15 protein-coding genes, 2 pseudogenes and 2 other annotated features are annotated in these 23,682 nt (G+C 36.2%); of the genes and pseudogenes, 1 reads left to right on the plus strand and 16 read right to left on the minus strand.

What is annotated here, in order from left to right; genetic code table 11:
- Positions 1-122: 122 nt before the first annotated feature.
- Positions 123-605, plus strand: coding sequence for a hypothetical protein (locus tag ACUN0F_RS22420; protein WP_000709312.1), 483 nt, complete (start codon positions 123-125; stop codon positions 603-605).
- Between the two features lie 103 nt (positions 606-708).
- Here ACUN0F_RS22420 and ACUN0F_RS22425 read toward each other — a convergent pair whose 3' ends face one another.
- The 16 genes and pseudogenes from ACUN0F_RS22425 to ACUN0F_RS22500 form a co-directional block, all read right to left on the minus strand.
- Positions 709-2,220: a M36 family metallopeptidase gene (locus ACUN0F_RS22425; RefSeq protein WP_445540173.1), complete on the minus strand. Its 1,512-nt coding sequence runs from the start codon at positions 2,218-2,220 to the stop codon at positions 709-711.
- 319 nt (positions 2,221-2,539) lie between these two features.
- Positions 2,540-5,641, minus strand: a complete 3,102-nt coding sequence (gene ileS, locus ACUN0F_RS22430; protein WP_264461887.1) for an isoleucine--tRNA ligase — start codon at positions 5,639-5,641, stop codon at positions 2,540-2,542.
- A 53-nt stretch (positions 5,642-5,694) separates the two neighbouring features.
- Positions 5,695-5,934: a binding site (T-box leader), on the minus strand.
- A gap of 99 nt (positions 5,935-6,033) precedes the next feature.
- Positions 6,034-10,236, minus strand: a complete 4,203-nt coding sequence (locus tag ACUN0F_RS22435; RefSeq protein WP_445540174.1) for a tetratricopeptide repeat protein — start codon at positions 10,234-10,236, stop codon at positions 6,034-6,036.
- Positions 10,237-10,574: 338 nt separating this feature from the next.
- Positions 10,575-11,103: pseudogene (locus ACUN0F_RS22440) on the minus strand (class I SAM-dependent methyltransferase); the annotation flags it as partial.
- Between the two features lie 286 nt (positions 11,104-11,389).
- Complete coding sequence (locus tag ACUN0F_RS22445; protein ID WP_445540175.1) at positions 11,390-12,745, minus strand: RNA-guided endonuclease TnpB family protein; 1,356 nt, start codon at positions 12,743-12,745, stop codon at positions 11,390-11,392.
- A 345-nt stretch (positions 12,746-13,090) separates the two neighbouring features.
- Positions 13,091-14,243 (minus strand): annotated as a pseudogene (locus ACUN0F_RS22450) (IS3 family transposase).
- A 124-nt stretch (positions 14,244-14,367) separates the two neighbouring features.
- Positions 14,368-16,056, minus strand: a complete 1,689-nt coding sequence (argS, locus tag ACUN0F_RS22455; RefSeq protein ID WP_445540176.1) for an arginine--tRNA ligase — start codon at positions 16,054-16,056, stop codon at positions 14,368-14,370.
- Between the two features lie 45 nt (positions 16,057-16,101).
- Positions 16,102-16,317, minus strand: a binding site (T-box leader).
- A gap of 40 nt (positions 16,318-16,357) precedes the next feature.
- Complete coding sequence (locus ACUN0F_RS22460) at positions 16,358-17,134, minus strand: class I SAM-dependent methyltransferase (RefSeq protein ID WP_088080140.1); 777 nt, start codon at positions 17,132-17,134, stop codon at positions 16,358-16,360.
- A gap of 49 nt (positions 17,135-17,183) precedes the next feature.
- Positions 17,184-17,618, minus strand: a complete 435-nt coding sequence (locus ACUN0F_RS22465) for a BrxA/BrxB family bacilliredoxin (RefSeq protein ID WP_000063705.1) — start codon at positions 17,616-17,618, stop codon at positions 17,184-17,186.
- 83 nt (positions 17,619-17,701) lie between these two features.
- On the minus strand, positions 17,702-18,085 hold the full coding sequence (locus ACUN0F_RS22470; protein ID WP_445540177.1) for a thiol-disulfide oxidoreductase DCC family protein: 384 nt from the start codon (positions 18,083-18,085) through the stop codon (positions 17,702-17,704).
- Between the two features lie 3 nt (positions 18,086-18,088).
- Positions 18,089-19,216, minus strand: a complete 1,128-nt coding sequence (locus tag ACUN0F_RS22475; RefSeq protein WP_445540178.1) for a conserved virulence factor C family protein — start codon at positions 19,214-19,216, stop codon at positions 18,089-18,091.
- A 164-nt stretch (positions 19,217-19,380) separates the two neighbouring features.
- The gene (locus ACUN0F_RS22480) at positions 19,381-19,719 is read right to left on the minus strand and encodes a single-stranded DNA-binding protein (RefSeq protein WP_046959283.1); all 339 of its coding nucleotides are present in this window, start codon (positions 19,717-19,719) and stop codon (positions 19,381-19,383) included.
- A gap of 158 nt (positions 19,720-19,877) precedes the next feature.
- Positions 19,878-20,132, minus strand: a complete 255-nt coding sequence (locus tag ACUN0F_RS22485; RefSeq protein ID WP_046959282.1) for a DUF4318 domain-containing protein — start codon at positions 20,130-20,132, stop codon at positions 19,878-19,880.
- Between the two features lie 106 nt (positions 20,133-20,238).
- Positions 20,239-20,970, minus strand: a complete 732-nt coding sequence (locus tag ACUN0F_RS22490; RefSeq protein WP_001260655.1) for a Bax inhibitor-1/YccA family protein — start codon at positions 20,968-20,970, stop codon at positions 20,239-20,241.
- A 75-nt stretch (positions 20,971-21,045) separates the two neighbouring features.
- The gene (locus ACUN0F_RS22495; RefSeq protein ID WP_088080137.1) at positions 21,046-22,941 is read right to left on the minus strand and encodes an ABC-F family ATP-binding cassette domain-containing protein; all 1,896 of its coding nucleotides are present in this window, start codon (positions 22,939-22,941) and stop codon (positions 21,046-21,048) included.
- The gene (locus ACUN0F_RS22500) at positions 22,938-23,585 is read right to left on the minus strand and encodes an HD domain-containing protein (protein WP_445540179.1); all 648 of its coding nucleotides are present in this window, start codon (positions 23,583-23,585) and stop codon (positions 22,938-22,940) included. The genes ACUN0F_RS22495 and ACUN0F_RS22500 overlap by 4 nt, the downstream gene beginning before the upstream one ends.
- Positions 23,586-23,682 lie beyond the last annotated feature (97 nt).

Genomic DNA, 23,682 nt, shown 5'->3' on the forward strand with positions numbered 1-23,682 from the left:
CAATCGGGCTTTTACGGTAAGCCCGCCCCCCACCTAACTACTTTGCTTTCCCTGATTTTTGAGGTGGAGGGTCTTACTGCCCGGCAAATAGCGGGATAAAAATTTTATAGCGAGGTGTTTATATGAAAAAAGCGATTAGTTTCTTTCTTCTTTTGTTATGCCTAATTGCAGTGAATGAAACATACGCCTATTCACCAAAATCTTTACCAATCTCCCAAAACTCTGATCAATGGCAAGTGAATATTGATGAACCGAAGAACATAGGTAAAAATATACTTCAAGCTAAAAAAGATGAATTTCAAACATATCAATTTTCAGTAAAAAATGTTGGAAACAGTGAAGTATATAACGTACAAGTCGAAGTATTCCGCAACGAGCCAAAAACGAAAACGAAATATGAACTTTTCTCACGAAAGGAAAGTCGCTTAGCAAGTGGAAAAACTGGATTTGAACATACTAATTTTCCAGTTGCGACAAAAGCAGATGAAGTTGATGTAATCATTACTTGGCAAGAGCACCCTTTCCGCTCCATGAGAAATGGTCAAAAAGTTGATTCTAGAAAATTTAAAGAGCATTTTGTTTTTAAAGACGAAAAAAATAAATAGAATGCGGATGAATTTACATTAGCATTCATATAGCTTACTTTACTAGTACCAGTTCATAAGCAAATTAAAAAGTCGTGGCTTATAAACGCCACGACTTTTTATATTAATTCGTATTAATTCCTCTGGCTGCCCAAATACGATCGATATCAGCAGCATGTTGTCCGCCATATAAAAGAGCATCCGCTTGCTTAATCGCTTTTGCTCCATCACTGAATTTAGAGTTTGGTGTTAATGACCAGTGTGATTGTAAAATAATTTTCGTTGCTACATCACGTCCAAAAGCTTGTGCCATCTCATATTGACCTTGTGCCCAAATTTCCCCATCATCATGTACCTCATTTGTAACATCTTTCGGATACACTTTATTCGTATCTAATCGGCGCAAGCACGTCGGATCTGAACTAGAATAAGCAGTCGCATCCCATTCTCCAACACATGCTTTTCCGTAGCCTGTTGTCGATACTGCATCTTCATACGTAGCACCTAAGAAGTCACCAAATCCTTCTCCCATCGCTCCGCCTTCTGCTGAACTACCAAAGCCAGGAACTTGGTTATCTTGAATTGAATGTCCGTATTCATGTGCGATAATACCAGCATCTTCTGCATCATCTACTCCGCCAGTACCAAAAGTTAAAGCTTTCGTTGTGGGAGAATAAAATGAGTTATCCGCCGTCGTTCCATTCACATTCACTTTAATAGAGCGATTATTAATATTTTTAAATCCTAACCCTTGAATGTAACGCTGTAATGTATCGATATGATAATACGACATAACATCTTCAAAGCTATCATTTGCACGTGTATAGTTAAATTGTAAATTTGTAGATTTTGTTTTTGCTTTTGAAGAAATCGTTACATACTCTCCAATTAAAAATCCTGTCCCATCTAAACCTTTTAACGTAACAGTCTTCAATTGATTCGTTAACGCTGTTGAATCCGCATCGTTATTATCTTTTAAGCCTACTTTACTACCGCTAGATACGACTGGGTTAGGTAAAAATACTTTTCCTGTCCCTTCAGCTTTTCGGTTTATATCAACCTTTTTAATTAACTTCCCATTTTCCGCATCAATAAATGTTTCCCATGCACCAAATGGATTATTAGAATGGACTACCACTTTATATACTGGACGAGCAATTCCCTCTTCAACAATATATCCGAATTCTTTCTCTGTAGGAGCCCATAAGTTTTGCTCACTTGCTTCTCCAACATACGCCATTGATTTTTGTATTGCATCTTTTTCACTAATTTTTGTCGTTACTTCCTTCACACCTTTGACGGATTGATAATCAGAAACAGCAAGTACGCCCTTTCCCTCTCCGTTAAGTGTAACTGTAATTTGTTTTGAAAATACAGGTGCACCATTAACAACTTGCTGGAACCTAACATATGAAGCTACTGACGTTTCTGTTGTAGAAATATATTGCAAGTCTGAAAGGTCTGTTTTTAATCCATACTGCGCAGCATTTTCTTTTAAATATTCAGTTGCTTTTTTCTGCGGTGAATAATCTTCTAGCTTTACCTGCTGCTGTTTTTCCAATGCCGAAACCGTAGAAATCGTCCCCATTACTAACGGCACAGTCATTGCCATTGCCACCATTTTTTTATTAAACATAGAACCACTCCCCCTAATAAAGTAGCTCAACCTTATCCCATTACCACTAGGCAATCATTCCCCACAAAATGGGGGGATAAAAATTGAATCTACGAGTAATTCTCTATAAACAATTCTATTACCTTTCCATTTAGGTTGAGTGAAATTTTCTCAATATTTATGTATAAAATGAGAAAAATACTGTAGAAATATATTTCTACAGTATTTTATTTAGTGTGCTATGAAGAAAGACATTTGCTAGAGAACCTATCGAACGGATTATGAAAAAATTCTACTCATACAAAAAGGAAGTTGGAATCATTCCAACTTCCTTTTTTCTTTAATGAGCCGCGCTTAATTTAATTCGAACTTTCGCTTCACCTAAAGATAGTTCATCGTCTTCATTCGTTAAGTGATCAAATGTAAATTGCTTAACGAGTAAATTTTCTTCCAATAAATCTTTATGGTTCGTTAATGTTCGTTGTAGTTCTTCCTCTGTATCAAGAATAACATCTACTCGTAAATTAACCGGTAAATTTAACTGCTTACGATATTCTTGAACTGCTCGAATGAATTCACGCGCTACTCCTTCTTGTAACAATTCTTCCGTTACATTCGTATCTAACATAACTGTATATTGTCCGTTAGTCGTATTAGAAAATCCTGATTTCGCGACTTTCTCTACTACTACATCTTCAGCTGTTACAACTACTTCTTCTCCTGGTGCAGCTTCGTAAACTGCTCTTTCTGTAGATACAAAGTGCTCTACTTCTTCTTTTGATAATTGTTTTAGCCATGCATTTACTGCGTTCACACTTTTACCAAACTTCGGCCCAGCTGTTTTAAAGTTCAGCTTTAATTGATAGGACGTATATTTCGTTTCATCGAGTTCAACATGGAACGCTTTGACATTTAGCTCATCCATGACGATATCACGATACGATTCCCAATCCATATCATTCTCATTATGTGCTAGTAATACAAGTTCCGCTAACGGCTGTTTTACTTTTAAAGAATGCTGATTACGATTGCTTCTTCCAAGTTCAACAACTTGTAAAACTGCATCCATTTCTGCTTCTAATTTCGGCTGAAGTAGTGATTCATTTACAACTGGATAATCCTCTAAATGAACGCTACTTCCAGTTAAATTTAAATGAATATCTTCAGCGACAAACGGTGTAAATGGTGCAATTAATTTACTAATTGTCACAAGCACTTCATGAAGTGTCTCATACGCAGCTGCTTTTTCAGCATTCATACCAGATTCCCAGAAACGATTACGTGATCGTCTTACATACCAGTTACTTACTTCATCTACAAGCGCCGCGATTTCACGAGCTGCATTCGTAAATTGATAATCATCAAGTGCTGTTCTCACTTTTTTCGTTGTGCTATGCAATCTTGATAATACCCATTCATCCAATTTCGTCCGCTTTGCGTCATACGTTTCTTTCGGATTATACTCATCTAAATTTGCATATAAAACGTAGAAGCTATACACATTGACTAATGTATCTACAAATTTAGACTTCGCTTCCAGTACTGTTCTTTCCGAGAAACGTTTTGCATTCCACGGAGCACTGTCAACGAGTAGCGACCATCTTAATGCATCTGCACCAAACTGATTTACTAAATCAACTGGATCTAGTGCATTCCCTTTACTTTTAGACATTTTCTGTCCTTCTTCATCTAGAACATGCCCTAGTGATAGCACTCGTTTATACGGTACTTTTCCTGTATATAGTGCTGATACCGCTAATAAACTATAAAACCATCCGCGTGTTTGATCAATACCTTCTGCAATAACATCCGCTGGAAACTGTTCTTCAAATAACTCTTTATTTTCAAATGGATAATGATATTGCGCAAATGGCATGGAACCACTATCAAACCAAACATCAATTACTTCTGGTGTACGATTCATTGTACTTCCGCATTTTTCACAGCAAACTTGCACTTCATCTACATATGGCTTATGCAATTCCAAATCTTCAGGTGTTTCTTTCGTACTATGTTCTCTTAAATCAGCAATGCTTTTCGGCGCGAATTGATGATCGCAACTTTCACATTCCCATACGTTTAATGGTGTTCCCCAATATCTATTTCGGCTAATATTCCAGTCCACCATATTTTCTAAAAACTTACCAAATCGTCCATGTTTCATATGGTCTGGATACCAAGTAACAGAATCGTTATTTTGCAAAAATGTATCCTTAATTGCAGTTGTTCGGATTAACCAACTCTCTCCTGCATAATAAAGAAGTGGTGAATCACAGCGCCAACAATGTGGGTAGCTATGTTCATACTTTTCTTTATGATACAGTAAACCTTCCTTCGCTAAATAACGAACGATATCCACGTCACAATCTTTAACAAATTTCCCTTTCAAAAATGGTACTGCTTCTGTATACTCACCTTTTTCATCTACAACATGCAAGAATGACAATCCTTCACTTTGCACGACTCTATAATCGTCCTCCCCATATGCTGGAGCGATATGAACGAGTCCTGTACCACTATCTGCCGTGACAAAATCGGCTGCGATAACTCGGTAGCCATTTGTAACTTCCTTCATTGGAAATGGCGGGATATAAGATGTGTTTACTAATTCTTCACCTTTATGAACAGATAATACTTCATAGTTTTCTTTTAATACATCTTGTACACGTTCTTTCGCAACAATGTATACATGACCTTCTTGTTTCGCTTTCACGTATTCCATATTTGGATGTACAGCGAGCGCAACATTTGCTGGAAGTGTCCAAGGTGTTGTTGTCCAACCTAGGAAATATTCATTTTCACTATCTTTCACTTTAAACTTAACTGTTGCACTTAAGTCTTTTACTGTTTTATACCCTTGTGCAACCTCATGTGAACTTAGTGAAGTTTGACAACTTGGGCAGTATGGTGAAACTCTATGCCCTTTGTACAATAAGCCTTTTTCATGAATCGTCCCTAAAATATGCCATACACTTTCGATATATGGATTCTCTAGCGTAACGTATGGATCATCCATATCTACCCAATAACCGATGCTTTCAGTGAATTCACGCCACTGCTTCTCATATGTGAATACACTCTCTTTACACTTCTGAATAAATGGCTCAATTCCATACTCTTCAATTTCATGTTTACCAGAAATACCGAGTTGCTTCTCAACACCTAATTCTACAGGTAAACCGTGTGTATCCCATCCCGCTTTTCGTAGCACTTTATAACCAGCCATCGTTTTATATCTCGCTACTACATCTTTAATTGTCCGTCCAAGTGCATGTCCGACGTGTGGTAAACCGTTCGCCGTTGGTGGTCCTTCATAAAATACGAAAGACTGTGCGCCTTCTCGATTCTGAATTGATTGCTCGAAAATACTTTGCTCGTTCCACTGCTTACGAATACGTGTTTCTCTCCCTACAGCTGACTCTTTCACATCTACTTTCTTCATCTACAATCACTCCTTTGAATGTTTTAAAGCACACAAAAAACCCGTCCCTATGAAGTAGGGACGGGTTTAACCGCGTTACCACCCTAATTCTATTAGCTCTTCGCTAATAGCACTTAGCAACGTACTATCATACGTGTTCTTTGTAACGGTAGACATCCGTCCGGGCTTACTTATTTTCAGCCTCGGCTCCTCGGAGATGATTTTCAAATAACGTCTGCACACCGGCTTTCAGCTATACGCCGGCTCTCTGGGGAACAATTCATTATTTTACTCGTTCTCGTCTTCAGATTTGTATACTTTATTAAAAGCTATTTTATGCCATTGGGCAATAAATTGTCAACTAATTCGAAATATATATTTATTTATATCCTTTTTTCACTATTCCTATACAATTATTTCTTAAATTCTTGTATTCCAGCTAAATCTTCATCTTCTTCAATAAGCTCAGCAAAGAATCCTGATTCATCCTCACGAAGAACAATTTCAAGCTCTTCCTTCGCCTCTTCAATTCTGTTTAACTGTGCTAAATAACAAGCATGATCATATCTTGCTAACAAATCACTCGCATCTATTGTTAATACATCATTTGTTATTTTTTCTGCCTTTAGTGTTTGTCCGGCACCATGATACGAAGATGCTAAAGAAAGAAGAATTGCTGCTTCATTTGGATGATGTATAGAAACATTTTCTAATACATGAATTGCCTCTTCAAACCTTTCTTGACTTTGATACATTTCTCCTAAAGCAAGAAACGCTCTACTTACAAACGGTGTTTGCTCCGTTAATTGTAAGGTAATCTTTTCTGCTTTTCTTTCTTCTCCTATTTTAAAGAATACTTGCGCTTGTAAAAGAAGCGTATCATAATCATCTGGTAACTCTCGAACCATTTGCTTCGTTAATTCTGAAGCATCCCGTAACATATCTTCTTCCTCACACTCTATGAAAAGATTTACAAGTTGCTTCGCTACATCGTAATCCCATTTATTTTCTAACGATGTTTGCAATACATCTATCGCCTCTTTATACATCGCCACATTCTCGTAAAATAGTGAAAATCGCTGCGCTGCCATACTATTTTTTTGATTTAACTTTAACGAAATTTCATACAAATCAATGATTGTAGTAATAATCGAAATTTCTTTCGCACGGTTTTTCATACGATAAAAAGCTCTCGTAATTATGGATTTCTTCGGCTGTTCATTTTGTTGCCGTTCAATCCATCTTTCCGTCACCGCAGATGCAGCATACATAAATGCCATACTTCTTTCTGCCCTCTTTACCTTTAATGTATGAAGAAAATCTCGTATGTTAGACAATTTCTTATGTTGTTCTATCGCTTTTACATACACATCAAATATTTGTTCATTATTTGCATCTTTTTGTATAACTTTCATTGCAATTTCAATTGCTTTTGCATTTCTTTTTTTCACTAACACTTTGGCATAATGATATAGAACTTCTGTATGCTCACCATCTAATTGTAGCGCGTATTCAATCTGTACTTGTTCTTTATCTATTTCATCCATCGCTCCATACACATATGCAATCGCATCTAATCGCCATATTTCAGGTACTTCGTCCGCTAATTGTTCTAGTTCTGTCAGTAACTCTTCCTGAAGATTCATTTCTACTGAAAGCTGTGCCAAATATTCCATATTAATATGCAACGGCTCTTCTTTCATCGCCTGAACCATATGACTTTGTTCTTTAGAACGGTTTTCTTCTTTTTCATATATTTCTGCAAGCTGTAAATGTACACCTACGAAATTCCCATCAAGCTCTAAACATGTTTCATACGCTTGTTTCGCTTCTGTCAATTGCCCTAATGCCATAAGTGTTTCACCAATTCGGTAATACGGTAATGCCGTTTCCTTTTGTTCTATCGCCTTATTATACCTTTTCATCGCTTGGCCGTACTGCCCAATAGATTCATATAAAATACCTGTATAACAACCGTATTCGCTTATTTCATTTCTTTCTTTGTGTAACGTTCTTAAGAATGCTATACCTCGTTGTACAAATACCGTTCCTTTAATTCGATTCACATATTCATCTAACGTACTTGCTACATTATATTCGCTTTGCTTTATACCACTCTCTAACTTAGACAATGCTACTTTAAACCCTTCTTCATTTCCACCAAGTTCAACCTCAGCATCCCATAAAACCATTCCAGCATTCATAAGAAAATCTTGGCTCTTTTCAATTTGTTTTTCAATACCGAGAATATATTCTTTTGCTTCCTTGTATTGTTCTCTTGCCATATAAACTTGCGTAAGTCCGAAGTGAGAATAAACATCATCATGATTTTCTTCTAAAGCACGATTATACAATGTTTCTGCTTCTTCCAGATTATCATTTTGAAAATGATAGTCACCGAGTTTTACGTATAGAGGTGCCTTATCATCACAATTCTCAATACCTTTTAATAAAATTTCTTTCGTACTTTCCTCATCCTTCAAATCAGACTCGTATATTTCCGAAAGTTTCGTATAAATATAAGGTGCATTACTATCCAAATAAATCGCTACTTTAAGCCCTTTTATCGCTAAATGTAATTTCCCTAAATGATGCGCACATCTCGCGCGCTCATACCATACATGTGCCTCATTTTTATTCTCTCTTAATAGGTCATTAAAAATTTCATACGCTTCTTCATGTCTTTCTAAATCTATTAATATTAATCCGTGATTCGTTAAAGTGAATCTTTCTGGACTACGTTCTAAAGCAACTTGAGAAAACTGCAACGCCTTTTCAGATTGATCGATATACATGTATGATAAAGCGAGAAAACTCCAAGCGATCGGCTGATCTGCGTCTAATTGTAATGAGGAACGAAAACTTAAAATCGCTTCTATATAACTTTCCTGTTCAAAAGCATATCTTCCGTTTATTAAATGATATAAAGCACGATTATTTTTCTTCTCAACACTTGTCAGCATTTGCCCGGCTTTTTCTAATTCTTGAAGGCGAATAAAGCACTGCGCACCATGCAATTTAACAAAATCTGAGTTCGGAAACTTCTCCATTAACTTTTCAATACAAAATATAATAAACTCATTATCTACTTCAACATCTAAATGCTTAACCGTATATAACCACGTATTCGGATTATCACTCGTCTCTTTTAAAAATTGTACTAAGTTATGAATCCCCTCTTTATCATGTTCATCTAAATGATCCGTAAGAGAAAAAATAGATTTAAAATAATGATTTTCTTCTTCTTTTAAAAATGATAATTGTTTCTTCTTTTCTTTCGGAACAAACGTAATCGCTAAACAACCTGTGTAACGATATTTTTCTTGTAACTTACTATATTCCACAATAACTGGTTCTATAAAGTTCGGATCTTGAACATAAAAAGCTTGTAACGTATCATCATATCCAGATAGCACTTGCACATGTGAAGCATGCTCAATATCTATACTTAATAAAACTGGAATCCCTTCATCCAGAAGTCTCTTATAATTTTCCTCATTCCCTTTAAAATAACGATATTCATAACCTAATTCTTCTAAATAAGAAACAGTATCTGAAAACTTCGATCCTGTCATATCAAAAATAAACTCTGCTATTTCATCTTGTGTACGTTTTTCTCCCCATAACTGCAACATCATTTCTAAACTTGTCGGAACACAATAATTATCCTTTTGTACAATAGGAACTATCGGTAAATGCACCTTTTTTCCATCTGGATTTTTTTCTAAATTATGATATAAAGACTCTTTTAAACTTTTTTCTTCTTTTAATAACTGTTGTAAATCTACAAGTTTATTCATTTTGTAAAGCGCTTCTGCACGTAAATGTACAAAGTAAGCTTTATACGCATGATAAGGAAGCTGATTATTTATGTTATCTATTACCGCTAACATTTCTTCATACTTCCTTAAATCTAATAAATATTTTACCTTTTCAAAATGAAAATATGGTACTTGCGGGAACTTTACAATCGCATCATCAATTAGCTGTAATGCACGTTTTTGTTCTCCTTGATTCGCATATAATTGTGATAATAAATAGGTAGATAGCTCTTCACAATCTTTATGCTGCATGCCAGCTATAAATTGTTCTTCTGCTTTCTCCCATTCACCTGTATGCATATAGACGTAGCCCCATTTATCAAATACGGCACGTGCACTGTACGCCTCTGCCTTTTGCATATAGATTAGGGCTTCTTCATTTCGTTTCATTTCCAACAGACATCGTACTAACGTAAAATATGTTTTCGCTAAAAGATCAGCTTCTATCTCTTCTTTATTTACCTCTTCTAATGAGTCTTTTAATAACTGTTCTACTTCAAGTATTTTCCGCTCATCAATTAACTCATCACAATATAAAGAGAGCGTTCTCATATTTGGGAATTTTTTGTAGGCGTAGCGAATGAGGAATGAACTGTATTGGTGCATAAGCCCTTCATCAGTAAGGCGTATTAATATGTCAAACTCCTTATGTGAAGGAACACTAGCAAGCCAACTCTTCAAATAAGATAAAGTATTCTTTTCTTTTATATATGAAATTTCATTATTTATTTCCTGTAATCCATCTATAAATCTCTTGTCTTTCAAACAAGCATCTAACTGCTTAAAATCTAGCATGTATTCACCTCGAATATTTATTTGTACTGCTACTTGCTTAGATTTTACACATCATATTGTAGGTATTCAACTAAAATCTCTTATAATGGATGGTATTAATTAATATTATTCAAATTTATAACAAAATATAGTAAAAATGATTGTTTTCCCCCATATTTTGTTTAATTAAATGGAATAACGTAACATGAGGAGCTTATCTTTTGGAAGCTGAAATCCGTACATAAAATTATATCGGCGATAATTTAAATATATCGACGATTTTCAAAATATATCAGCGATTATACGGTGGATATCGACTTACCGACAAAAAATGACAATCCTCAAAATACCTCTACCTTTTAACATTCTATGTCACCAAATGTAATTTTCATATTCGGAGCATATACTAAAGAAGAATGCATTTGAAATGCTTTAAAAAATCGGAGTTCAGCTTCATATTGTGCTAGCGCATCATCATATATTAATCCTCTAGTCATTAAACGATCTATAAATTGTTGCTTATCACCTGGATCTCCTGCAATCCCCTCTTCTTTTAATGAGTGATACAACTTTTCTTTACCATTATGATGCATATTAGAATCTAAAAAATTTACTTTATCACTTACTCTACATTCAATATTTTTCACGCCTAATTCACTTAAAAACATCGGGATTTTCATACCAATATTCCCATCTTTTCCGCTTCTCTGCATGTCACTTTCAAATAACTTCTGCAAAGCACCTAGCCTAATAATTTCCGATTGATTCTCTCCATTTAAAGAGTATGAAGACATATATCCAATGTGGTTCAAAACAGATTATTTTTCCGTTCCTTTTAACTGAATGTATCATTTTTTGTAGCATCGTTTTTGGCGAACTCATATGTAGTCAACTACCCCCACTGAGATGAAACATTTCAGTAGAGGCTTGAGTTCGAACGCTAGGTCTTTTCGTCTATCGCTAAACAGTTGACGCTCTAACATTCATGCCACCTTATGGTAACACCCCAAGTATGTTTTTGGTTGGTACTGGCAACGAACGATTGTTTTCCCACTTGCACCACCCTTTCGAAAAAAAGCAGTTCTTCCTTCTGAAAGAAGCCACCACTCAGATGAATCTGGCGTGTGCTACAAGCCCCGACAAGTCGAGTACACATGGATGGTTGACACACCCACTAAGCTATGCGCGAAGCAACAGCCTTACGTTTTTGCACTTCTAATAGAATCGGCGTTTTCACTTTAAGACTTTCATCCAATTCTACAACTTTTGATTTTTCCAATGTATTCAGCGCACCATTAATATCAGCGTGAATACATTTCCCTGATTTACTTTTGTACAGACCACGAGTGATTCGTTTACCGCTAAAGCGATAATGCGTCCTATCATCCTTAGACCAAACTGGAACCGGATCTTTATCCAGAAAACTAGCTTTTGAAGTATAGCTTTCTTCTTGTTTGAAAAATCGTATCCCTTCTTTTACACATTTATTCTCAATTGCTGCAAGCAGTTTATGAAACGGGATTTGAACAAATGTTTGATTATTCTTTTTCCCCATATCAGATTTTTGTTTCCAACCAACGTTATATCCTACTACAACCGTATCTATGTTACATGCTTTCACTTTTTTAAATAACAGGCCTACAGTTTGTGAAATATAACCGTTTATTTGTCGTTCTCGTTTATGCCAAAGTGCAGCCATTTTGTTCGTTACAACTCGTTTAGAAAGTCCATTTTCTACATTTTTCAGTTGTAGATTACGTATCATTTTGTTGAAGTACTGGTTAATGGATTTTAATTTTTTTCCATCAATTAAGAATGTATCACCTGTATTTGTTGCGCAACTTACTAATCTATCTACACCTAAATCGCAACTCAAAGCGTTACTAGTAGTCGTGGATGGTTGCTTCATTTGAGAAACGTGCATTTCATATGTGTAATGCACCTCAAAGAACCGACCTTTTTGCTTCGGTACAATCTCAATGTAGGAGATTTTTTTATTTCTTATATTTTTTGGCATACGTATTTTAATGGAACCGAATTTTTTCCTGAACGCAACACTCATCGGAATCATCCAATACCCGTTCTCATCCACTTTTGGAGCTTGATAGATTTCAATGATTCGTTTGTCAGTGGAACGAGAATAATTCGGAAACTTAGGACGACCTGTGAATTTTTCAGGTTTTTTCTTCCACTGTTCTAATGCCTTAAAAAAGCTTTTTACTTCTGCATATAAGGCTCTACGAATGGCTTGGACAGAGTTTGATTGTATGCCCCAGTAGTTCATATCGGCTTGCATGGCGGTATCCACTTCCTTTACAGTAGCCATTCTATTATGATTCAAATAACTTTGTTTCATCGTGTACAACCCAACATTTCGCAATGCTTTTGAACTATGCGACATGCGCTGAAGTAAACGAAATGCTTTAGCTGTGAGGCACGCTCGCCCGAGATTTTGTTTTTGCGTGAATCGTTGCATGTTTTCTCTTTTCTTTTGTTTACGTAATACTTTCACTGCTTTCTTTTTAACCATTGTTTTCACCACCTTTCTCAGAGAGTTCATTAAAATTATTAATTACTTTCGGCTCAAATAACCAAGTGATTATGATTATCTAATTTCGTTATCTTAAGATATATTCCCTCCTTATCTAAGGGTAGATTGTATCGTAAGACAAAAGGACAAATATTCGCCCGGGAACATCGTTATGAACGAAACAAAATAGTTCAGTCTACCTTCTGACGGCAATTCATCTCCACCTGAATTGTTGGGTTTCACCCGTAACACAAATCAGATGGAATCTTCTTGCCGAAAAAGATAAAAAAACAACCCAGGTTCATTCTGAAGTGAACCCCGAAAACGGGACACCAATCAAAACACCTAAACCACTTGTTCCCTAAATTCTTTAGGGGATAGGTGGTTTAATTTTTCTTGAATTCGCACACAATTGTAGTAATGAATGTATTCTAGCACAATCTTTCGCACAGTTGTGTTGGATACTTTTGTTATCTCTTGTGAATAGAAAGCTTCACTTTTCAAATGACCAAAGAAGCTTTCCATGACGGCATTATCATGGCAATTTCCTCTCCGGGACATGCTGGTGATCATGCCGTTTTCTTTGGCATACGCTTGAAATTCTTTTGCTGTATAAATACTTCCTTGATCCGAGTGAAGAAGGACATCTTTTACTCTTCGCCCTCTCATTGCTTGTTTCAATGTCTTCATCGCTAATGTCAGTGTTTGTGATTCGCTGATGACACAACTAATAATTTCACGATTAAAGGCATCCATGATCGTTGATAAATACAAGGTACGCTCTCCAAATAAGAGATACGTCACATCTGTAAACCACTTTTCATTTGCTCTGGATGCATCGAATTCACGCTCCAATCGATGAGGGGCTACCATTGGTTCCGCACCATTGATATATTTCTTTTTCTTTCGACGTACTTTTGAAAGAATGTGATTTTGTCTCATGATTCGTAATACTTTTTTATGATTGACACACAGTCCCATTTTTTGAAGAGTAGCGGTCACTCTTCGATATCCATACCGAAATTTATGCCTAAGACAGACGTCCTTTACTTTCTCTTCTATATCATCTTTCCGATCTTCCGTTCTAACCAGCGATAAAATGTGGAACGGGGTAATTCTAATACGTTACACAATTCTTTTATCGTTATTTTTGTTTTTACGTTTTTCCATAAAGTAACTACAGTTTCTGGTTTCAGCCCCTTTCGATTTCCAGATACTTTCCCCATACAAGTAATTTTGTTTTTAGATGCTTATTTTCTAAACGTAGTTGTTCTAATTCACTGAGCTCTTTTGGTCCTTTTCCATAAGAATATTGTTTTCCTACAGGTTGTTGAAAACGATACGTTTGATCTGTACGATACCATTTCATCCATGTCTTAATTTGGGAAACATTTTTAATTCCGAGTTTCTCCATAATTGTACGATTTGAATAACCATCTTTCTTCATTTCAATTACTTTCCACTTTGTTTCTTCTGGGTAATGAACTCTTGTCGTCATACGAAAAAACACCTCCATTGAATTTGCATACTTAGTATGCGAATTCAGGAGGTGTTTTTTTCATGTACCACTATTCGGGTTCACTTCATTCTAAACCCAGGTTTCAGTTCGCTACTATATTTATTTACATCTCCTCAGGAGCTTCCACCCCAAGTAAACGTAACCCCTCTTTTAATACAACTGTCACAGCATAAACTAATGCCAGTCTACTGTCTTTCTCTTCGCTCTCTTCCAATATACGAACATTACCGTAGTATTTATTAAACGATTGTGCTACATCTAATACGTATTTCGAAATAATTGATGGCTCATTTTTGTTGAAAGCTGCTTCAATTACTTGTGGGAACTTATTAAGTAATTTTACGACGCTCCAGCTATGATCATCTTTTAATGCAAACGTACACGTTTCAAACTCTACACTTTCTTTTCTTAAAATAGAGCAAGCACGTGCATGTGTGTACTGTACGTACGGTCCTGTTTCACCTTCAAATTTCAGCATATTTTCTAATGAGAATTCAATATTATGCATACGCTCATTTTTTAAATCATGGAAGATAACTGCGCCAGCGCCGACTTGCTTTGCTACTTCTTCTTTTTGTTTTAAATTCGGATTTTTCTCTTCAATATTTTGTTCCGCAAGTGCAACGGCTTCTTCTAGCACTTCTTCTAATAAAATAATTCTGCCCTTACGTGTCGACATTTTCTTACCGTCTTTTAAAATGAATCCAAACGGTACATGTTCCATTCCATCAACCCAAGTAAAGCCTAGCTTTTTTAATACAGTGAAAAATTGATTGAAGTGTAAGCTTTGTTCTGGGCCAACTACATATAACGCTTTATCAAATGCATATGTGTTTTGACGGTATACAGCTGCCGTTAAGTCACGTGTTGCGTAAATCGTCGCACCATCTGATTTTCTAATTAAGCAAGGCGGCATTCCCTCTTCTTCTAAATTAACGACTAACGCGCCGTCAGACTCTTCAAGCAAATCATGTTCTTCTAAAATTCCAATAAAATCTTCCATTAAGTTATTATAAAAAGCTTCTCCTTGAAAATTAGTAAATTCAACACCGAGAAGTTCATAAATACGAGAAAATTCTTTTAATGATTCGTGACGGAACCAATTCCAAAGCTCAACCGCTTCTTCATCACCTTCTTCTAATTTCTTAAACCAAGCGCGTCCATCTTCTTCTAGTTCTTCGTCGTCTTTTACCTCTTCATGGAATTGAACATATAACTTAAATAGTTCACGGATTGGATCTTCTTTAACTACTGCTTCATTTCCCCATTTTTTATAAGCCGTAATTAACTTTCCAAACTGTGTTCCCCAATCCCCAATATAATTAATTCCTACAACTTCATAACCACATTTTTCAGCGATATGTTTCAATGAATTACCTATCATCGTAGAACGTAAATGCCCCATTGAAAAAGGTTTCGCAATATTAGGAGAGGAATAATCAATAACTACCGTTTTTTCACAACCAAAGTGATTTTGACCGTACTCTTCTTTCTCCGCTAAAACCGTTTTTAATACTGCATCACTTACAATTTCACGATTAAAAAATACATTTACGTAAGGACCAACGGCCTCTACTTTCGTAAAAAATGGATCACTTAATTTCTCCGCAACTTCCTTTGCGATAATAGCTGGTGATTTTTTATATTGTTTCGCAAGTGAAAAACATGGAAATGCCGCATCTCCGAATTCATCTTGTTTCGGCGTTTCGATTAAATCTAAAATTTGGTTTTGCGTTAATTCATTCGTGAAAATATTAGATAAACTTTCCGCAAACTGCGTTTTATAATCCATACTACAACCTCCTTCATTTTTAAAACACAAAAAACTCGTCTCTAAAAAAGAGACGAGTTTTAACCCGTGGTACCACCCTTGTTGTTCATTACGAACCACTTTCCCGTTTATAACGAGGACAGGGGGCCTCGGCTTACTCTACTATTCGTTCAAGAAGCATCTCCGAAGTGCGCTTCATCTTTTTCTTCCGCACTAGGCTCACACCATCCCTAGCTCGCTTTCCTTCAAAAAAAAGACTACTCTCTTCATCACAGACAGTATATTTAATTAATTATTGCTTATTATACATCTTTTCAAACAATTAGCAAGGGTCAATTACACCAAAGTGAAACTTAGCACTTTTTCTTTTGTATACGTGAAAATTATGTTTTTCAAATCTAGAACTACGGAAATGATCTTTCAGAACGACACGCTTTCTCGCCACACGCTTCGCTTCCGCAATTGTTTCGTCAGTAATATCATGATACAAAGCGAAGTGTTTTAATCCTTTTATTCCATCTGATTCTATTACAGTTTCTTCAAACATCGGATCAAGGTACACGACATCATAACTATCGTCTTCACATTGTGTTAAAAATGCGTAATGCTCCGTTTGCTTCACATCGATTCGTTGCATTGCTTCATCAATTTCAGAAACAGTTGAAGACCATGTTTTCAAACCATTTTCCATAATATAAGCCATATACTCATTGCCTTCAAGTCCCGTTACTTTTCCGCTTTCACCAACAATATAACTAGCTACAATACTATCTGATGCCATACCGAGCGTACAATCTAATACTGTCATCCCGCTCTCTAATTGCGTGGCTTGTACAAACGGATCGTGTTCTCCGCGCATTAACCTTTTTACACGAAACATCGCTGAGTTTGGATGAAAGAAAAATGACTCTTCCGTTCCTCTCGGATAAATAGCTAATCGATTTTTCCCTACAACAAGTACATCTTGTTCATACTGCTCATGTAGTTTATGTACCGGTACGTCATTACGTTTAACGAAAGAACGATTTAATTCTGCTGCTACCTTATTTGCGTAATCTGTCATTTCTTTGTTCGTTCTTCCTGCTGTTGTTACGATCATTTTTTCACCTCTATATAAAGAAAAAAGGGAGATTTACTCTCCCCCTTCTTTAGCAATTCTTTTCGAAAGCTTGTTCTAAGTTCGTAATAATTTCGTCCATAGTTGCACCTTCAATTTCATGACGGTGAATGAAGTGAACAACTTCTTTTCCTTTTAATAATGCCATAGATGGTGAAGATGGGGGAATTTCTCCGAAGTATTCACGCATTTTTGCAGTAGCATCTTTATCTTGGCCTGCGAATACAGTTACAAGATGATCAGGTTGTTTTTCAGCACGAACAACTGCTTGACCTGCTGATGGACGTGCTAAACCAGCTGCACAACCACAAACTGAGTTTACAACTACTAAAGTTGTACCTGCCGTATTTTCCATAAATTCTGTTACAGCTTCTTCTGTAGTTAACTCTTCAAACCCAGAACGCACTAATTCTTGACGCATTGGGATTACCATTTGGCGCATGTATTCTTCATAAGCATTTGACATCGTGTAATCTCTCCTTCAACTTTCATTCCAAATTCATCATATCACGCTCTATTACTAGGTGCAAAAGAAAGATAACGATGATTTCATTTTTTTGTAGGGATTTCACAAACCCCACCGCGGCAATGTCCAACTGGGACAAGTTTTCTATTGTTAGCGATATAATCGTATACTTTACTTCCAAATCCGAGTATGATAGATAGTTTTATAAAAGGAACGGCAAACCAGTAAGATGGAACGGCCTTTGCTAATACATGTATGCTATGAATCCCGTCATACCACTCATTATTTTTTAAAATATACAATCTTTGTTCCATCTTGCTTTGTAGTTCTTGAGAGAGTTCATACTTCTCAACTACATCTTCATCTCGAAATGAAACAAATTTCATCTTACCCTTTTTATCTAATTTTTTCGTACGTTCTGCAACCGCCGTACACATCGGGCACCAACTATCATAGAAAACAATCATACATTATTCCCCTTTACGAGACTCCGTCATTTGTTTCCATACAGAACCTTTTGCTTCTTCTCCGCCTTCAATACGCTCTAATGCTAGACGCGCTTGCATCGCTACTTCAAACTCTGGATCATCTTGCGCTGCTTTTAATGCCGGAATCGCACTTTCATCTCCAAGTTCAAATAAGAACATCGCTGCACGCCAGCGTACTAATTTACTTGAATCTTTCAGAGATTTAATCATAACGAACATCGCTGCTGGATCACCTACGTCTGATAAGCAATCGCCCGCTGTACGGCGAACACTTACTGAACGATCTAATAACGCTTTATATAATAACGGCAATACTCCATCACCTTTTACCATACCTAAATACGCTGTTGCTAAACGGCGGATTGAAACCTTTTCATCATCTAACGCCATCTTCAACACTGAAATATCTTCTTCAGTAGGATCCATTTGTTCTAATGCTGCAAAACGGTTTTTCCAGTCAGCATCTTTCATCATCTCTTCTGTTACTTTATATGGCTCACGCTTTTGAATCGTTACTTCAACAGCACCTGCCTGGTTTAATAATTCTTTAACTGTTTCATTTACACGTTCTTCTGAATAAGCAGCAACAATCTCTTCTACTACTTCTTTCCCGATTTCTTCAAAATTACCGTAACGTGTACTGTGTTCCACCCATTTGCGCTCTTTCACGACGTTTGGTGCAGACATTTGTACTTTCATAATTGATTCTTTAAAACGATCTGGTAAACCAACACGTTCTTCCGATGTTCCATCTGTTAACTTTACTTGCATTGGAATTGTAAAGAACATTTGAACAAACACTTTCACTTCCCCAAAATGAGCAAGTTGTTGTTCTTCACTTTCTTCTACTACCTCTTCGCCGAAAACAGAACGAACTTGTTGTAATAAAACTTTCCAGTCAAACTTCGCATTTCGCTCCACTGCTAAAAAGTCGGCTACATGATATACACCTTTAATGCCTTCAATTTTCAAAATTTCTTGCACTTGCATTGGTGCTTGTTCTTTATTTTCATTTGTATAATTATTTCGCGCTCCTGATGGTAATACTTCATTCAAAATAACTTTCATTGTATTTGGACTTGGCGTCGGTTCAATTGCTTTAATCTTCACGTAAAAAACTCTCCTTTATTGCGTGTTCTTACGTGTATTGTAACATGTTCCACCTCTCTAAACCTACTCGGATGCTTTATCTTGCTGATTTCTTTCCATCATCATACTTTTTCATTCTTTCTCTTTCCACCTAATTCCCCCAAACCATTGTTTAAAGTCCTCTCTTATTGCGATGCGCCCTCCCGCCTTCTCTCCAAAAATGTAATACTCTCTATCACAACTTCAGTTCTATATATTCTCTTCCCCTGATCATCCTCGTAATTACTCGTATGAATACGTCCGGTAATTCCAACAAGTGACCCCTTCGTACAATATTCAGTTACATTCTCAGCCGATTTTCTCCATACGAGACAATTAATAAAATCTGCTTGTTGCTCACCTAAACTATTTCGAAAACCTCTATTTACCGCAACACATACTCGTGCATAAGCGACGCCTTGCTTTGTGTAGTATAATTCTGGCTCCTTTGTCAATCTACCGATTAATACAACTCGATTCATCATAAGTTATACCACCTCACATATTTTTCTTCATTGTAAAGAAAAATGTATGAAGGGTAAAAAGCGTAAAATAATATATTTTAAAGTAAAAAATATTATTTTATATGCTATAAAAGAAAAAAAGAAACCTTACATATATTAAACATGTAAGGTTTCAAAATTTATACTTCACTACAGGAAATGTAATATCCACCGCGAGCCATCTTTATCTCAACACGGTACATTACATTTTCTAAGTAAAAAGTAATCGGTTTAACTTTACTCTCAAAATTCAATTGTTCCTGACATTCAACCGCATACCTTTCGATAGTGGAAATAATAACTTCTGATGATGGATACGTTAAAGCATCTTCTAGTTCTATGAAAAAACTTTTAGAAAATAGTTTTTTCATAATCCCTTTCTTCTCTTTCATCACATTCCATCCCCCTTTAACTCAAGTTATCAACATCCACATTATACCATATCATCAATTTATCTTTAAAAATAAAAAAATCCTGCATTTTTCATGCAGGATTTTTTTATTAGTCATTTTTCGTAAAGTAAGAAACGAAACGAAGAATTTCTAAGTATAACCAAACTAATGTAAGCATTAGTCCCATCGCAGTGTACCACTCCATATATTTCGGAGCTTGACTACGTACACCATTTTCGATTAAATCGAAATCTAGTAATAAGTTTAATGCAGCAACTACGATAACAACTGCACTAATAATAATACCAATCGTACCGCCTTGGTGAATGTACGGAACAGTTACACCAAACATGTTTAGTAGAAATACGACTAAATACATAACCATAATTCCAAGTGTTGCTGCCATCACGCCTGTACGGAATTTATCCGTTACCTTTACTACACGCGTTGCATATAACACTAACATTGCAAATAGAATTGAGATTGTTAGTAATACAGCATTTAAAACGATAGAATCGCCAAACTTCATTGTATAAACAGCTGAAATACTACCTAATACAACCCCTTCTACTGCCGCATAGATTGGTGCACCAAAAGGTGAAATACGTGGGAAGAACATAGACGCAAATGCGATGATTGCCGCAACGATTAAAGCACCAATTAGTACTGGCATCTTCATCGTCCCCTGCATCATTTGTATGTATGAATAGACAGACGTTGCAAGTAGCAAGATAAGCATAATAAACGTTTTGCCTACTGTTCCGCCAATCGTCATCGCAGAAGCGCTTGCTCCCTCTTTACGGAATGCCTCTTTTTTCAACATTGGATTAGATGTTCTCATTTTTTCCCTCCTAAAATAGGTTCTACCAATAGTGTAAAGTTTTTCTCTTTACTTTTCAATATATGCAGCTTGTTTTTATTTTAATCCTTCAACGATGTCTGATAGTTCACTCCATCTTTCCATCGTTTTTTCTAGTTCTTCTTCTGTTTTCTGCTGTGCTTCAGATAATTCTTGTGCCTTTGTGAAGTCAGATCCAACTTTCGCAAGTTCTTCTCCAATTGACTCAATTTTCTCTTCTAGTTCGGCAATTGTATCTTCAATTGTTTCCCATTCACGCTGCTCATTGTATGAAAGTTTACGTTTACGTTGTTGTTTCGGAGCTTCTTCTACCACTTTTTTCTCTTTTTGAACTTCCGCCTTCTCAATAAGCTCTTTCGTCTTTTCCATTTCTAAAAAGTCCGTATAACTACCTAGGAATTCACGCACTTCGCCTCCGCCACTAAAGATGAACAATTCATCTACTACTTTATCTAAGAAGTAACGGTCATGCGATACAGTTAAAACGACACCTGGGAAATCTTCTAAATAATCTTCCAGTACTGTTAATGTTTGTGTATCTAGATCATTCGTAGGTTCATCAAGTAATAGTACGTTTGGTTCTCCCATTAAAATACGTAATAAATATAAACGTCTTCTTTCCCCACCAGATAGTTTACCAAGTGGTGTACCATGTGAATGCGTCGGGAATAGGAAACGTTCTAGCATTTGAGATGCACCAATTACTTTTCCGTCTGTCGTATGAATAACTTCTGCAATCTCTTTAATGTATTCAATCATACGTTGATTTAAATTCATCTCTTCATTTTCTTGCGTATAATAAGCAACTTTTACAGTTTGCCCTACTTCAACTTCACCACTATCAGGAGCTAACTTGCCTGCAAGCATATTTAATAGAGAAGATTTTCCGCTTCCATTCGCTCCAATGATTCCGATACGATCTCCTGGTTTCACAATATGATTAAAGTTGTGTAATACCGTTTTATCACCGAATTTTTTCGTTACATCTTTTAACTCAAGTACTTTTTTCCCAAGGCGACTCCCGCTAAGCGCAATATCAACTGACTGTTTTGCAGCTGGTCCTTCTTGACCTTTTAACTCATCAAATCGTTGAATACGTGCTTTTTGCTTTGTCGAACGAGCTTTTGCACCGCGGCGGATCCATGCTAGTTCGCGGCGATATAGGTTTTGACGTTTTGATTCTTGCGCAATTTCTTGTTCTTCACGAAGTGCTTTCGCTTCTAAAAACGTACTGTAATTCCCTTCATAACTATACAGTTTTCCATTGTCTAATTCGAAAATACGATTCGTCACACGATCTAAGAAATAACGATCATGGGTTACAAGTAATACGGCACCATTATATCGTGCTAAATATTCCTCTAACCATTCAACTGTCTCATGGTCAAGATGGTTCGTAGGCTCATCTAAAATTAATAGATCCGGTGTTTCAATAAAACATTGCGCCATTGCAATACGCTTTTTTTGTCCACCAGATAGGTTTCCAACAGTTGCTGTAAAATCAGTAATTCCTAATTTCGTTAATAACGATTTTGCATTCGCATTTGCTTCCCATGCACTCATCGCATCCATACGTTGCTGCACTGCAAATAATTGTTCCTGTACTTTTTCATTACTTGGATCTTTTTCGATATTTAATAACGATTGTTCATAATCACGAAGAAGACGAATTAAAGGTGTATCACCATGGAACACTTGCTCTAATACAGTTAGCTTTTCATCAAACTCTGGTTGCTGTGATAAATAACTAATTGTATAACCACGTGAATGCGTCATATCACCTGTATCAGGAGTTTCTAACCCTGCAATAATTTTTAATAATGTCGATTTACCAGTACCGTTTACACCAATAATCCCGACACGTTGTCCTTCTGTAATACTACATGATAATCCATCAAATAACGGTTTTTCTCCGTATGATTTCGATAAGTTTTCCACAGTTAACATTTTCATATTTGTGCATTCCACTCTTTCATAAATTGTTCAATAAACTGTTCCATATAACGATGACGAACTTCAGCCTCTTGTTTTGCTGCGTTCGTGTTCATTAAGTCTTTTAGTTTCAAAAGTTTTTCATAAAAATGATTTAAAGATGGATCGTTATTTTTTCTATATTCATCTTTCGTCATCACTTCACGCGGAGGAATAGTTGGATCATACATTAATCTCCCTTTCGCTCCACCATACGCAAATGTGCGAGCTATTCCAATTGCTCCAAGAGCGTCTAAGCGATCCGCATCTTGAACAATCTTCCCTTCAAGTGAATCCACTTTACCGCCATGACCACCTTTATAAGACATATTGGCGATGATATGAAGAACATGTTTACTTTCCTCTTCTTCAACATGTAACTCTTCTAACCAATCAGAAACTTTTTTCATTCCTGCTTCTTCACTTTCATTTAACTTCTCATCTGCCACATCGTGAAGTAATGCTGCCATTTCAATTATAAAACGATTTCCCCCTTCTTGCTCGGATAAAGAAATCGCCAGTTTATGTACGCGTTCAATATGATACCAATCATGCCCACTCGCATCTTTTTCTAAAATATGTTTTACAAAAGTAATTGTTTTTTGAATCTTTTCTTGTTTTGTCATTTTATCTTCACCCAGTTACTTATTGTAACACGCCCGCATTTTTTCATCACATATTTTCTTGTCCGCCCATACACTGGGTGGTAGGCATCATCATGAA

The sequence above is a fragment of the Bacillus sp. 1A genome (genome assembly GCF_052682215.1).

Coding starts and splice junctions, on each gene's coding strand:
- ACUN0F_RS22420 (WP_000709312.1), top strand. CDS start 123: ATGAAAAAAGCGATTAGTTTCTTTCTTCTTTTGTTATGCCTAATTGCA.
- ACUN0F_RS22425 (WP_445540173.1), bottom strand. CDS start 2,220: ATGTTTAATAAAAAAATGGTGGCAATGGCAATGACTGTGCCGTTAGTA.
- ileS (WP_264461887.1), bottom strand. CDS start 5,641: ATGAAGAAAGTAGATGTGAAAGAGTCAGCTGTAGGGAGAGAAACACGT.
- ACUN0F_RS22435 (WP_445540174.1), bottom strand. CDS start 10,236: ATGCTAGATTTTAAGCAGTTAGATGCTTGTTTGAAAGACAAGAGATTT.
- ACUN0F_RS22445 (WP_445540175.1), bottom strand. CDS start 12,745: ATGGTTAAAAAGAAAGCAGTGAAAGTATTACGTAAACAAAAGAAAAGA.
- argS (WP_445540176.1), bottom strand. CDS start 16,056: ATGGATTATAAAACGCAGTTTGCGGAAAGTTTATCTAATATTTTCACG.
- ACUN0F_RS22460 (WP_088080140.1), bottom strand. CDS start 17,134: ATGATCGTAACAACAGCAGGAAGAACGAACAAAGAAATGACAGATTAC.
- ACUN0F_RS22465 (WP_000063705.1), bottom strand. CDS start 17,618: ATGTCAAATGCTTATGAAGAATACATGCGCCAAATGGTAATCCCAATG.
- ACUN0F_RS22470 (WP_445540177.1), bottom strand. CDS start 18,085: ATGATTGTTTTCTATGATAGTTGGTGCCCGATGTGTACGGCGGTTGCA.
- ACUN0F_RS22480 (WP_046959283.1), bottom strand. CDS start 19,719: ATGATGAATCGAGTTGTATTAATCGGTAGATTGACAAAGGAGCCAGAA.
- ACUN0F_RS22490 (WP_001260655.1), bottom strand. CDS start 20,970: ATGAGAACATCTAATCCAATGTTGAAAAAAGAGGCATTCCGTAAAGAG.
- ACUN0F_RS22495 (WP_088080137.1), bottom strand. CDS start 22,941: ATGAAAATGTTAACTGTGGAAAACTTATCGAAATCATACGGAGAAAAA.
- ACUN0F_RS22500 (WP_445540179.1), bottom strand. CDS start 23,585: ATGACAAAACAAGAAAAGATTCAAAAAACAATTACTTTTGTAAAACAT.